This is a genomic window from Streptomyces flavidovirens DSM 40150 (assembly GCF_000429085.1).
Classification (GTDB): domain Bacteria; phylum Actinomycetota; class Actinomycetes; order Streptomycetales; family Streptomycetaceae; genus Streptomyces; species Streptomyces flavidovirens.
The window spans coordinates 132,722-146,580 of the sequence record NZ_AUBE01000020.1 but is presented as its reverse complement, the minus strand read 5'-3'; the positions used below and the strand labels follow the sequence as shown (position 1 = coordinate 146,580).

The 13,859-nt window shown below is 68.6% G+C and carries 5 protein-coding genes, 1 tRNA gene and 2 rRNA genes; 7 read left to right on the top strand and 1 reads right to left on the bottom strand.

All coding sequences use genetic code 11. The features are described 5' to 3' along the window. From G412_RS0123510 to G412_RS0123495, 4 genes are all read left to right on the top strand, one after another. Window positions 1–145, top strand: a 23S ribosomal RNA gene (locus tag G412_RS0123510); the annotation flags it as partial. A gap of 74 nt (window positions 146–219) precedes the next feature. Then, a 5S ribosomal RNA gene (gene rrf, locus G412_RS0123505) occupies window positions 220–336 on the top strand. Between the two features lie 56 nt (window positions 337–392). Beyond that, window positions 393–1,115, top strand: a complete 723-nt coding sequence (locus G412_RS0123500; protein WP_279626784.1) for a DegT/DnrJ/EryC1/StrS family aminotransferase — start codon at window positions 393–395, stop codon at window positions 1,113–1,115. A gap of 123 nt (window positions 1,116–1,238) precedes the next feature. Further along, window positions 1,239–1,311: transfer RNA gene (locus tag G412_RS0123495), tRNA-Thr, on the top strand. A 49-nt stretch (window positions 1,312–1,360) separates the two neighbouring features. On the opposite strand, the gene G412_RS0123490 is transcribed toward G412_RS0123495, so the two are convergent. Continuing rightward, a complete protein-coding gene (locus G412_RS0123490) occupies window positions 1,361–4,024 on the bottom strand; it encodes a SpoIIE family protein phosphatase (protein WP_037649643.1) in 2,664 nt (887 codons plus the stop codon). Window positions 4,025–4,290: 266 nt separating this feature from the next. Here G412_RS0123490 and G412_RS0123485 point away from each other — a divergent pair, with 266 nt between their 5' ends. The 3 genes from G412_RS0123485 (at window position 4,291) to G412_RS0123475 (ending at window position 13,712) form a co-directional block, all read left to right on the top strand. Next, window positions 4,291–9,813 carry a HAMP domain-containing protein gene (locus G412_RS0123485; RefSeq protein WP_208857923.1) on the top strand — a complete coding sequence of 1,841 codons (5,523 nt, stop codon included), beginning with the start codon at window positions 4,291–4,293 and terminating at the stop codon, window positions 9,811–9,813. Between the two features lie 243 nt (window positions 9,814–10,056). Beyond that, entirely contained in the window at window positions 10,057–10,743 is a 687-nt protein-coding gene (locus G412_RS0123480) for a response regulator (protein WP_028814227.1), read from the top strand. A 170-nt stretch (window positions 10,744–10,913) separates the two neighbouring features. Then, entirely contained in the window at window positions 10,914–13,712 is a 2,799-nt protein-coding gene (locus G412_RS0123475) for a DNA translocase FtsK (RefSeq protein ID WP_051338560.1), read from the top strand. The last annotated feature ends 147 nt before the right edge of the window (window positions 13,713–13,859 follow it).

Below are 13,859 nucleotides of genomic sequence, written 5' to 3'. Positions count from 1 at the left end.
AAGCGGGAAGCCTGCTTCGAGATGAGTATTCCCACCCCCTTTGAGGGGTTAAGGCTCCCAGTAGACGACTGGGTTGATAGGCCAGATGTGGAAGCCCGGTAACGGGTGGAGCTGACTGGTACTAATAGGCCGAGGGCTTGTCCTCAGTTGCTCGCGTCCACTGTGTTAGTTCTGAAGTAACGAACTGTGCCAACATCCGGTTCGATATCTTCATAGTGTTTCGGTGGTCATAGCGTTAGGGAAACGCCCGGTTACATTCCGAACCCGGAAGCTAAGCCTTTCAGCGCCGATGGTACTGCAGGGGGGACCCTGTGGGAGAGTAGGACGCCGCCGAACGATCATTCAACGCTGGTCCCTGAACTTCGGTTCGGGGACCAGCGTTTTTTTATGCCCTGTTACTTGCTGTTCACGTTGTACGACCAGCATCCCAAGGCATGGGGACGATCGGAATGCTGAAGTCCGCGGGTGTCGGTGCCGGCGACGAGGTCATCGTGTCGGCCTACGGGAACGCCGAGCTGGCCGAGGCCGTGCGGGCCGTTGGGGCCATGCCCGTGTTCGCGGACATCGACGGGGCCACCTACTGCCTTGATGCGGACGCTGCCGACGCTGCTGTGACGTCGCGTACGGCCGCCATCGTCGCCGTACCGCGATTCGGGTACCTGGCCGGTGTGAAGCCGGTGCGGGAGCTCGGGCGGCGGCGGGGGCTTCTGGTGGTGGAGCACCGCGAAGGAGACGTCCCTGAGCAGAGTGCGCTCGCTCAACGGCAGGTGCACGCCGCTTATTTGGACAGGCGGCTCACCGGGGTGCGGACCCCCGAGGCGTGCGCAGGGCATACGTATCAGCAGTACGTCGTCCGGGTTCCCGGCAATGGGCGGCCCGACCGTGATGCCTTTGCCCGCGCCGTGCGGCGCAAAGGTGTGGACTGCCAGGTGCCCGTGAAGACGCCCGTACACAGGCTGCCCGCCTTCCGGCGGGAGGTCTGTCTGCCCGAGACCGAGCGCGCTGCCGATGAGACCCTCGCGCTGCCCGTCGGCGGCTTGCTGTCCCGGCGTGATCTTCAGCGCGTTGTGGCTTCCTGCAATGCGCTCGGCGGGCTCCTTCAACCCGCCTTCTAGGAACTTTGTTTGAGGTGGGACTTGGGTCAGACAGCGGGTGCGCGAACTGTCCAGGGAAACTGCGGTTCAGAGCACGGCTGATGTTCGGGTAGGATTCTGTCTCGTTGCCGCAGGGCAGCGCAGGCCCCAATAGCTCAGTCGGTAGAGCGTCTCCATGGTAAGGAGAAGGTCTACGGTTCGATTCCGTATTGGGGCTCAACATACGAAAGGCCCCCGCCGGTTGGCGGGGGCCTTTCGTGTGTCTCTTACGGGTTGTGCGGCATCGGTACGCGCATGGCGAGGATGGCCATGTCGTCGGAGGCCGGTTCCGCCGCGAAGCGTTCCACGGCGCGCAGGATGCGGGCGGCGACGGCGCCGGCTGTCAGGCCCGTACAGGTGGCGAGGACGTCGGCCAGGCCGTCGTCGCCGAGCATGCGGGTTCCCTCGCGGCGCTCGGTGACGCCGTCGGTGACGCACAGGAGTACGTCGCCGGGGTCGAGGGTGACCATCTGCTCGTACAGCTCCAGGTCCTCCATGACGCCGAGCAGCGGCTGGGGTTCGGCTGCCGGTTCGACCGTGCCGTCCGGGCGCAGGCGCAGCGGGAGGGGGTGGCCCGCGCAGACGACCTTCAGGATGGCGCTGCCGTCCTCCTGGGGCCACAGCTCGCCGTAAAGGAGCGTCAGGAAGCGGCTGCGGGCGCCCTCGTCGAGGATCGCCGCGTTGAGGCGCTCCAGGACGGCGGGGCCGCCGAAGCCTTCGCGGGCGAGGAGGCGCAGGGCGTGGCGGGCGAGGCCGGTTACGGCTGCTGCCTCGGGGCCCGTACCGCAGACGTCGCCGATGGCGAAGCCGTACGCGCCGTCGCGGATCGGGAAGAGGTCGTAGAAGTCGCCGCCGACCTCGTTGCCCTCGCCGGCGGCGCGGTAGATGACCTCCACCTCGACGTTCGGGACGTGCGGGAGCTCCGGGGGGAGCAGGCTGCGCTGGAGGGACTGGCTGATGGCCATGCGCTCGGAGTACAGGCGTGAGTTGTCCAGGGCGAGCGCGGCGCGGCGGGAGAGGTCCTCGGCGAGTTCGAGGATTTCCTGGCGGAAGTGGTCGTCGGTGGGTTTGCCCAGCGTCAGCATGCCGATGACGCGGTTGCGGGCGACCAGGGGGAGCACGACCGTCTCGCCGCCGACCGCCGCCGCTGTGGCGAGGGTGGTGCCGATGCCCGAGCCGAGGTGCGGGGTGGAGCCGAGGCCGAGGCTGCGCATCGACGTACGGAGGGCTGCCTGGTGGGCGGCTTCGCTGGGGGCGTTCCAGACGCGGGCGCCGGGCGCCGGGACGGGCTCCGGGGGGTCGATCTTGGACAGGAGGGCCTTAAGGCCGTCGATGCGCTCCTCGTCCTCGTGGAGCACGAACGAGAGGTACGGCTCGGAGGACTGGTCGGCGATGGTGTAGACGGCGCACCAGGTGGCCAGGGTGGGGACCGTCATCTGTGCCATGAGGGCGAGGGTCTGGTCGCGGTCGAGCGTACCGGCGAGGAGGTCGGAGGCCTCGACGAGGAACGACAGGGAGCCTCGGCGCAGGCGTTCGAGCTCGCCGAGGCGGGCGGATTCGACGGCGAGGGCGATGCGGTCGGCGGCGAACTGGAGGCGCAGGGCCTCTTCGTTCGAGTAGCGGCCGGGGGCTTCGGCGGCGACGCCGAGGGAGCCGGTGAGGCGGCCCTCGACCTTTAGGGGGACGGTGACGACGGAGCGCATGCCGGTGCCGTTGAGGAGCGGTACGGCCCCTGGGACGGCTGTCAGGTCGTCGTGGACGGCGGGCATGCGGGCGGAGCCGTAGCGGCCCGTGCCGGCCTCCACGGGGACGCGGGCGAAGCGCTGGCGGGCGGAGGGGAGGCCGGTGGTGGCCCGTACCTCCAGTTCCGTCTCGTCGTCGGTGGCGAGGAGGAGGAACGCGGAGTCGGCGTCCAGCATGTCGCGGGAGCGCTCGACGGTGCGCTGGAGGAGGCCGTCGAGGTCGTCGGGGGCGGGGGAGCCGATGAAGACCTCGAAGGGGTCCGTGGTGCGGCCCTCGGAGAGCGAGCCCTTGGCGGTGTCGCTGGGGGTGCGCTGGGGGGACTGGAGCACCGCGCGCTCGAAGTCGCGTACGAGGAGGCAGACGGTGGAGGGCTCGCCGGAGGTGTCCCGTACGCGCAGGTGGGAGGCGTAGACGGCGACGGTGCGGCCGTCGGCGGCGCGGACGCCGTAGCTGCCTTCCCAGCGGGAGAGCTTGAGGGCGTCCGCGATGCCGGTGGCGATGCCGGGGGTGTGCGGCCAGGCGGCGAAGTCGGTGAGCTGCTTGCCGATGACCTGGTCGGCGGCGTATCCGAAGAGCTCTTCGGCGTCCTCGTTCCAGGCGTTGATGGCGCCGGAGCGGTCGATCTGGACGACGGCGACGCGGATGCGGCCGTCGGCGACCGGGAGGAGCTCGACGGGGAGTACGGGGCCGGCGGAGCGGATGCCGACCGGGCGTTCGGGGAGGTCGAGCTGGAACCAGACGTGTTTGTGGGTGGGCGCGTAGTCGACGCCCCAGCGGGAGGCGATGGCCGCGCACAGCAGCAGGCCACGGCCGCCTTCGCGGTCGGGGCTGCCGAACGACTGGGCGGTGCCCTGGAGCGGGACCTCGCGTTCGGGATAGCGGTCGCCGACCTCGACGCGGACGCCGTCGTCCGTACGCAGACAGAGCACGTCGGCGGTGGTGCCGGCGTGCACCACCGCGTTCGTGACGAGCTCGCTGGTGAGGACGACGGCGTCGTCCACGATGTCGGCGTACCCCCAGCCCTGGAGTGTGTCCCTGACAAAGGCGCGGGCGGTCGCGACGGACCGTCCCACGGGGTCGAAGCTGGCAGCCGCCCGCGCGGTGATCACAGAACTCCTCGTACGCGTCTCGACGCCCGGCTCTGCCATGATCGGCCCGCCCCTCCGGTGCCCGGTGGTGGATCTCGCGTCACCGCCCCCGCCGGGCGGACCGGGGCGGCTGGACAGCCAGAAGCCAGGTTACTTACCTTCCACGTCCGAGCGGATGCCGGTTACCAGTGTTTCCGCTACCGGAGTCCGGGGAGGGGTGTGCGAAGCTGCCGAACTGTTATGGCCTCGTTCGGCCATGGTGAAACACTGGGAAGGCTTCGGGCGACGCCCGATGAGTACGGTCGAACCCCTGCGGGAGGGACACGGTGGAGTCTGGCGCAGCCGCGCGGAGCACCAGCACGCGCGCAAAAGGCGGACGGTCCCGGAACAACGGGACAACCGAAGTGGACACGGCGGCCCTGAACAGGCTGCTGCAGGCCCTTGTGACGATGCGGGACGGCAATTTCCGCAAACGCCTGACGGTGTCGGGTGACGGGGTGATGGCCGAGATCGCCGCTGTCTTCAACGAGGTGGCCGACCGGAACCTGCATCTGACCGGTGAGATCGCCCGGGTACGGCGGATGGTCGGACGCGAGGGAAAGCTGGCCGAGAGGCTGGAGACGGGGGCCTGCGAGGGCTCCTGGGCCACCGCGATCGACGCGTCGAACGCCCTGGTCGACGACCTCGCACGGCCTGTTTCCGAGGTGGGGCGGGTGCTGTCCGCGGTGGCGGACGGCGACCTCGACCAGCGGATGGAGCTGCGGACGCAGGGGGGCGACGGCGCGGAGGGCGCTGGGCATCCGCTGCGCGGTGAGTTCCTGAAGGTCGGGCGTACGGTCAACAACCTGGTGGACCAGCTGTCGGCGTTCACTGACGAGGTGACGCGAGTCGCGCTCGAAGTGGGTACCGAGGGCAAGCTGGGCGGCCAGGCACAGGTGCGCGGTATGTCCGGTTCGTGGAAGGATCTCACGGATTCGGTCAATACCATGGCGTACCGGCTGACGGCTCAGGTGCGTGACATTGCTCTCGTTACGACGGCGGTCGCCAAGGGTGATCTGTCACGCAAGGTCACCGTGCATGTGGCCGGCGAGATGCTTCAGCTGAAGAACACCGTCAATACGATGGTCGACCAGCTTTCGTCCTTCTCCTCCGAGGTGACCCGCGTGGCGCGCGAGGTCGGTACGGAGGGCGAACTGGGCGGGCAGGCGCAGGTGCCAGGGGTGGCCGGCGTATGGAAGGACCTGACGGACTCCGTCAACCTGATGGCGGGGAACCTGACCGCGCAGGTGCGCGGGATCGCCGAGGTGACGACGGCGGTCGCCAATGGTGATCTGTCGCGGAAGGTCACGGTGAGCGCGCGCGGTGAGGTGGCGCAGCTCGCCGAGACGATCAACCAGATGACCGAGACGCTGCGGACGTTCGCGGACGAGGTCACGCGTGTGGCGAGCGAGGTCGGCGGCGAGGGCCTGCTCGGCGGTCAGGCGCAGGTGCCGGGCGCGGCGGGCACGTGGAAGGACCTGACGGACTCCGTCAACACGGTCTTCCGGAATCTCACGACGCAGGTGCGGGACATCGCGCAGGTCACGACGGCGGTGGCCAACGGTGACATGACGCAGAAGGTCACCGTCGACGTCGCGGGCGAGATGCTGGAGCTCAAGAACACCGTCAACACGATGGTGGACCAGCTCCAGTCCTTTGGTTCCGAAGTGACGCGAGTGGCGCGCGAGGTCGGCGTCGAGGGTCTGCTGGGCGGTCAGGCGCAGGTGCCGGGCGCGGCGGGGACGTGGAAGGACCTGACGGACTCGGTCAACACGGCTTTCCGGAACCTGACCGGGCAGGTGCGCAACATCGCCCAGGTCACGACGGCAGTCGCCAACGGTGACCTGTCGCAGAAGGTCACGGTGGACGTCTCCGGCGAGATGCTGGAGCTCAAGAACACCGTGAACACGATGGTCGACCAGCTGTCGTCGTTCGCCGACCAGGTGACGCGGATGGCGCGTGACGTGGGTACGGAGGGCCGCCTCGGCGGCCAGGCGCGGGTGGACGGCGTCAGCGGTACGTGGAAGGAACTCACCGACTCCGTCAATTTCATGGCGGGGAACCTGACCTCGCAGGTACGGCAGATCGCCCAGGTGACGACGGCGGTGGCCCGTGGTGACCTGTCGCAGAAGATCGACGTGGACGCGCGCGGCGAGATCCTGGAGCTCAAGAACACCATCAACACGATGGTCGACCAGCTTTCGTCGTTCGCCGACCAGGTGACGCGGGTCGCCCGCGAGGTGGGTACGGACGGGCGGCTCGGCGGCCAGGCGCAGGTGCCGGGCGTGGCCGGCGTATGGCGCGATCTGACCGACTCCGTGAACGGCATGGCCGGGAACCTCACCGCCCAGGTCCGTAACATCGCGCAGGTCGCGACGGCGGTGGCCCGTGGTGATCTGTCGCAGAAGATCGACGTGGACGCGCGCGGCGAGATTCTGGAGCTGAAGAACACGCTCAACACGATGGTCGACCAGCTGTCGAACTTCGCCGAGCAGGTGACGCGGGTGGCCCGCGAGGTGGGCACCGAGGGCATGCTGGGCGGTCAGGCCGAGGTGCAGGGTGTCAGCGGTACGTGGAAGGACCTCACCCAGTCCGTCAACTCCATGGCCAACAACCTCACCTCGCAGGTCCGCAACATCGCCGAGGTGACGACGGCGGTCGCCAAGGGCGACCTGTCGAAGAAGATCACCGTCGATGCCAAGGGCGAGATCCTGGAGCTGGTGACCACGGTCAACACGATGGTGGACCAGCTGTCGTCGTTCGCCGACGAGGTGACGAGGGTCGCGCGTGAGGTGGGTACCGAGGGCATCTTGGGCGGTCAGGCGCGCGTACGCGGCGTCACCGGCATCTGGAAGGACCTCAGCGACAACGTCAACCTGATGGCCAACAACCTGACTTCTCAGGTGCGGAACATCTCGCAGGTCTCGGCGGCGGTCGCCAACGGTGACCTGACGAAGAAGGTGACGGTCGAGGCGCGCGGCGAAGTCGCGCAGCTCGCCGACACCGTCAACACCATGGTGACGACGCTGTCGTCGTTCGCCGACGAGGTCACGCGCGTCGCCCGCGAGGTGGGTACGGAAGGCGAACTGGGCGGCCAGGCGCGCGTCCCCGGTGTCTCCGGTACGTGGAAGGACCTCACCGAGTCGGTGAACTCGATGGCGTCCAACCTGACCGGCCAGGTCCGTCAGATCGCGATGGTCACCACGGCCATCGCGAAGGGCGATCTGACCAAGAAGATCGACATCGACGCGCGCGGCGAGATCCTGGAGCTGAAGACCACCATCAACACGATGGTCGACCAGCTGTCGTCCTTCGCCGACCAGGTGACCCGCGTCGCCCGTGAGGTGGGCACCGAGGGCATCCTGGGCGGCCAGGCGCGCGTACGCGATGTGGACGGCACCTGGCGTGACCTGACGGAGTCCGTGAACGAGATGGCCGGGAACCTGACCCGGCAGGTGCGCGCCATCGCGGCCGTGGCCACGGCGGTGACCCGCGGTGACCTCAATCTCAAGATCGACGTCGATGCCGCGGGCGAGATCCAGGTCCTCCAGGACAACATCAACACGATGATCGCCAACCTGCGCGACACCACCCTCGCCAACAAGGAACAGGACTGGCTCAAGGGCAACCTGGCCCGTATCTCGGGTCTGATGCAGGGTCGCCGCGATCTCGACGACGTGGCCTCGCTGATCATGAGCGAGCTCACGCCGGTGGTCTCGGCCCAGCACGGCGCGTTCTTCCTGGCGCTGACGACGCGCGGCAGCGCCGAGGTCGGCGCGGACGAGGACAGCCCGTACGAGCTGCGCATGCGCGGGAGCTACGGCTACTCGGCGGGCTCCATGCCGACGTCCTTCAAGCCCGGTGAGACGCTCATCGGCACGGCGGCGGAGGAGAAGCGCACGATCCTGGTGGACAACGTGCCGCCGGGCTATCTGAAGATCTCCTCCGGTCTCGGCGAGGCACCGCCCGCGCATGTGATCGTGCTGCCGGTGCTCTTCGAGGGGAAGGTCCTCGGTGTGATCGAGCTGGCGTCGTTCCAGCCCTTCACCCAGATCCAGAAGGACTTCCTCAACCAGATCGCCGAGATGATCGCGACGAGCGTCAACACCATCAGCGTCAATACGAAGACCGAGGTGCTGCTGGAGCAGTCGCAGGAGCTGACCGAGCAGCTTCGGGAGCGGTCGGCGGAGCTGGAGAACCGGCAGAAGGCCCTTCAGGAGTCCAACGCCGAACTGGAGGAGAAGGCCGAGCTGCTGGCCCAGCAGAACCGCGACATCGAGGTGAAGAACACCGAGATCGAGGAGGCCAGGCAGGTCCTGGAGGAGCGCGCCGAGCAGCTCGCGGTCTCGATGCGCTACAAGTCCGAGTTCCTGGCGAACATGTCGCACGAGCTGCGTACGCCGCTCAACTCGCTCCTCATCCTCGCGAAGCTGCTCGCCGACAACGCCGAGGGCAACCTCTCGCCGAAGCAGGTGGAGTTCGCCGAGACGATCCACGGGGCGGGTTCCGACCTGCTGCAGCTGATCAACGACATCCTGGACCTGTCGAAGGTCGAGGCGGGCAAGATGGACGTCAGCCCGACCCGGATCGCGCTGGTCCAGCTCGTGGACTATGTGGAGGCGACCTTCAGGCCGCTCACCGCGGAGAAGGGACTCGACTTCTCGGTACGGGTGTCCCCGGAGCTGCCCGCGACGCTGCACACGGACGAGCAGCGGCTGTTGCAGGTCCTGCGCAACCTCCTGTCCAACGCGGTGAAGTTCACCGACAGCGGGGCCGTGGAACTCGTCATCCGGCCGGCCAGGACCGACGTACCGGACGCCATCCGTGAGCAGCTGCTGGAGGCCGGCTCACTGCGCGACGCGGACGCCGACCTCATCGCCTTCTCGGTGACCGACACCGGCATCGGGATCGCGGCCAGCAAGATGCGGGTGATCTTCGAGGCGTTCAAGCAGGCCGACGGGACGACCAGCAGGAAGTACGGAGGCACGGGTCTGGGGCTGTCCATCAGCCGGGAGATCGCCCGGCTGCTGGGCGGCGAGATCCACGCGGCGAGCGAGCCGGGCCGCGGGTCGACGTTCACGCTCTACCTGCCGCTGCACCCGAGCGAACTGCCGCCGCAGGGGTACCCGCAGCTCACGCCCGGTGGCATGGAACCGCTGCGCGGGAGCACCCCGGACGGCGCCTCGGCGGCGGAGGTCGCGCCGCCGGCCGACACCGGGCCCGCCCGGCTGCCCTCCGACCCGCAGACCGGTCCCGCCGGGCTGTTCCGGCGCCGCCGCAGGGCGGTGAACGGCGGTGATCAGCGGACCGCGCTGCCGGGCCAGGCGGCCGGTCAGCCCTCCGGCACGCCCGAGACCCAGGCTGCTGCCGAGGAATCGTGGTCCGGGAGGGGACAGGAGACGGCGGCACCGGAGCCGCGTCGCGGCATCATGTTCTCCAACGAGAAGGTGCTGATCGTCGACGACGACATCCGCAACGTCTTCGCGCTCACCAGCGTGCTGGAGCAGCACGGGCTCTCCGTGCTGTACGCCGAGAACGGCCGGGAGGGCATCGAAGTCCTGGAGCAGCACGACGATGTGACGGTCGTACTGATGGACATCATGATGCCGGAGATGGACGGTTACGCCACGACGACGGCGATCCGCAGGATGCCGCAGTTCGCGGGGCTGCCGATCATCGCGCTGACGGCGAAGGCGATGAAGGGCGACCGGGAGAAGGCCATCGAGTCCGGTGCTTCCGACTACGTCACGAAGCCGGTTGATCCCGACCATCTGCTCTCTGTGATGGATCAGTGGATGCGTGGGGAGTGATCATAGGCTGTGCGAATCCGGCAGGTTGCTGACTGACTGTGGCGGAAGGTGTGTGAGTCTGCGGTATTCGGGGAACCTTCTGGTCTCCCACCGCGTTTCTGCTACGTGCACAGTGACATCGCGGTGACAGGGTGTGGCGACAGGCGGGGTGCGGCTACCATGACCGGCACAAGGACGGGCGACGCAAGAGAGTCGTCCCCTGGGGCGGCGCCCGGTGCACTGCCGGGGCGAGGAGGGCGGGCCATGGTGCAGAAGGCCAAGATCCTCCTGGTCGATGACCGGCCGGAGAATCTGTTGGCGCTGGAGGCCATCCTCTCTGCGCTCGATCAGACACTGGTACGGGCATCGTCAGGGGAGGAGGCGCTCAAAGCGCTGCTGACGGACGACTTCGCGGTCATTCTGCTGGACGTACAGATGCCCGGAATGGACGGTTTCGAGACCGCTGCGCACATCAAGCGGCGAGAACGGACCCGCGACATCCCGATCATCTTTCTCACCGCCATCAACCACGGGCCGCACCACACCTTCCGGGGTTACGCGGCAGGCGCGGTGGACTACATCTCGAAGCCGTTCGACCCGTGGGTGCTGCGCGCCAAGGTCTCCGTCTTCGTCGAGCTGTACATGAAGAACTGCCAACTGCGCGAGCAGGCCGCGCTGCTGCGTCTCCAGCTGGAGGGCGGTGGCCAGGCGGGCGGTGTGGGCGACACGAAGGAGCCCGCCGGGCTTCTCGCCGAACTGTCCGCGCGGCTCGCCGCCGTCGAGGAGCAGGCCGAGGCGCTCTCCAAGCAGCTCGACGACGAGTCCGCGGACGCCGGGGCCGTCGCCACGGCGGCTCACCTGGAGCGCAAGCTGACCGGGCTGCGCCGGGCGCTCGACGCGCTCGAACCGGGCACCAACGGCGCCGCGCCGCCGTTCCCCTCGCAGCACTGACCGGACGTACTGAGCGGACGTACTGACCGGACGTACTGAGCGGACGTACTGAGCGGACTGTGTCGCCTGCGTGAGGCAGCGTCAGTTTTCTGTAGCCGAGGGCACGACACGAACGGGTGAAGCGGTGGGCACACGTGTCCGTAGCGGTTCGCACCGGTAACCTCACCACCATGGCCTCACGTACGTCCGGCAAGGGTTCCCAGGGCACGGCGGGCACCGCGAAGCCGCGCGCCGGCCGTACCACCGGCGCCACCAGGAAAGCGGCGCCCGCCAAGAAGACCGCGGCGGCGGCGAAGAAGGCGACGCCCGTGAAGAAGGCGCCGGTCAAGAAGGCGCCCGCGAAGAAGGCGGCCGCCAGCCGGGCACCGAAGCCCGCGCCGTCGCCCACCGCCGGCGTGTTCCGGCTCGTGTGCGCTCTCTGGCTGGGCCTGGCGCACGGTGTGGGCGCGCTGTTCCGCGGCATAGGGCGCGGCGCGAAGGGGCTCGACCCGGCGCACCGCAAGGACGGCGTCGCGCTGCTCCTGCTCGCCCTCGCGCTGATCGTCGCCGCCGGTACGTGGGCGCAGTTGCGCGGCCCGGTCGGTGACCTCGTCGCGATGCTGGTGACCGGCGCCTTCGGGCGGCTGGACCTGCTGGTGCCGATACTGCTGGGCGCCGTGGCCGTACGGCTCATCCTGCATCCGGAGAAGCCGGAGGCCAACGGCCGCATCGTCATCGGGCTCTCGGCCCTCGTCGTCGGTGTTCTCGGACAGGTCCACATCGCCTGCGGATCGCCCGCGCGCGGCGACGGCATCGAGGGGCTGCAGGACGCGGGCGGCCTGATCGGCTGGGCCGCCTCCACACCGCTGGTCTTCACCATGAGCAGCGTCCTCGCCGTACCGCTTCTGCTGCTGCTCACCGTCTTCGGGCTGCTGGTCGTCACCGCCACGCCGGTCAACGCCATCCCGGAGCGGCTGCGGCAGCTCGGAGTCATGCTGGGGATTCTCGCGGCGCCGCCGGAGGAGTACGAGTTCGAGGACGACGAGCGGTACGAGGAGCAGTGGCGCCAGGCGCTTCCGGCCGGCGGGCGTCGCTCGTCCGCGCGCCGGGGCCCGGCTCCCGCGGAGTACGACCCGGACGTCGCGGAGGAGGAGGCGCTCACCCGGCGCCGCAGGCCCCGCAGGCCCGCCGCGCAGCCCGAGCCCGCGCCGGTGCCCGGCCGCGCCATGGACCCCGTGGACTTCGCCGCCGCCGCCGCTGCCGCGCTGGACGGCGCCGTACTGAACGGGCTGCCGCCCTCGGCGCTCGTGGCAGATCTGACCCAGGGGGTCTCCACCGGGCGTCCGCCCGCCGTGCCGCCCGCACGCGAGGGCGCCGGGAAACCGGAGCCCACGCCCACGCCCGCTACTGGGGCGGGCGCCGCGTCCGGGTCGAAGGTGGCCGATCTGACCAAGGCGCAGCCCGAGGTGTCCCAGCCGTTGCCGCCCCGTGCCGAGCAGCTTCAGCTCGCCGGCGACATCACCTACTCCCTGCCGTCGCTGGACCTGCTGGAGCGCGGCGGCCCCGGCAAGACGCGCAGCGCTGCCAACGACGCCGTCGTCGCCTCACTGACGAACGTCTTCACGGAGTTCAAGGTCGACGCCGCCGTCACCGGCTTCACCCGTGGGCCGACGGTCACGCGGTACGAGGTGGAGCTGGGCCCGGCCGTCAAGGTCGAGCGGATCACGGCGCTCGCCAAGAACATCGCGTACGCCGTCGCCAGTCCCGACGTACGCATCATCAGCCCGATCCCCGGCAAGTCCGCCGTCGGCATCGAGATTCCCAACAGTGACCGCGAGATGGTCAAGCTGGGCGATGTGCTGCGGCTCGCGGACGCCGCCGAGGACGACCATCCGATGCTCGTCGCGCTCGGAAAGAACGTCGAGGGCGGCTACGAGATGGCGAACCTCGCGAAGATGCCGCACGTGCTCGTCGCGGGCGCCACCGGGTCGGGCAAGTCGTCCTGCATCAACTGCCTGATCACTTCGGTCATGGTGCGGGCGACCCCCGAGGACGTACGGATGGTGCTCGTCGACCCGAAGCGGGTCGAACTCACGGCGTACGAGGGGATCCCGCACCTCATCACGCCGATCATCACCAACCCCAAGCGGGCCGCCGAGGCCCTGCAGTGGGTCGTACGGGAGATGGACCTGCGCTACGACGACCTGGCGGCGTACGGCTACCGGCACATCGACGATTTCAACCAGGCGGTGCGCAGCGGCAAGGTGAAGCCGCCGGAGGGCAGTGAGCGGGAGCTGTCGCCGTATCCGTATCTGCTGGTCATCGTCGACGAGCTCGCGGACCTGATGATGGTCGCGCCGCGTGATGTCGAGGACTCCATCGTCCGCATCACCCAGTTGGCCCGCGCGGCCGGTATCCATCTGGTGCTCGCCACCCAGCGGCCTTCCGTGGACGTCGTCACCGGTCTGATCAAGGCGAATGTGCCTTCGCGGCTCGCGTTCGCGACCTCCTCGCTCGCGGACAGCCGGGTCATCCTCGACCAGCCGGGCGCCGAGAAGCTGATCGGCAAGGGCGACGGTCTCTTCCTGCCGATGGGTGCGAACAAGCCGACCCGTATGCAGGGCGCGTTCGTCACGGAGGACGAGGTCGCGGCGATCGTCCAGCACTGCAAGGATCAGATGGCGCCGGTCTTCCGGGACGACGTGGTGGCCGGGACGGCGAAGAAGAAGGAAATCGACGAGGATATCGGTGACGACCTGGATCTTCTGTGCCAGGCGGCCGAGCTCGTGGTGTCCACGCAGTTCGGCTCGACGTCGATGCTCCAGCGGAAACTGCGTGTCGGTTTCGCAAAGGCGGGCAGGCTAATGGATCTGATGGAATCTCGGAACATCGTGGGGCCGAGTGAGGGATCGAAGGCGCGCGATGTACTGGTGAAACCGGACGAATTGGATGAAATGCTCGCTATGATCCGGGGAGATTCTCACCCGTAAGAGAACGGCGAGCAACCGTTTCCCTTGTTCGTACGTCCAGTTGAGGGAGGGGAGGCAGATGATGTCACCATCGGGCTGCCGGGCGGTTCTGATGGCGTACAAAGTCCGCCCTCCCAGTTGCCTCACGCTTTCGTACCACCCCTAGAC

Bases quoted from the DNA above. Each gene is read 5' to 3' on its own strand.
- G412_RS0123480 (WP_028814227.1), top strand. From the start codon at position 10,057: ATGGTGCAGAAGGCCAAGATCCTCCTGGTCGATGACCGGCCGGAGAAT.
- G412_RS0123490 (WP_037649643.1), bottom strand. From the start codon at position 4,024: ATGGCAGAGCCGGGCGTCGAGACGCGTACGAGGAGTTCTGTGATCACC.
- G412_RS0123475 (WP_051338560.1), top strand. From the start codon at position 10,914: ATGGCCTCACGTACGTCCGGCAAGGGTTCCCAGGGCACGGCGGGCACC.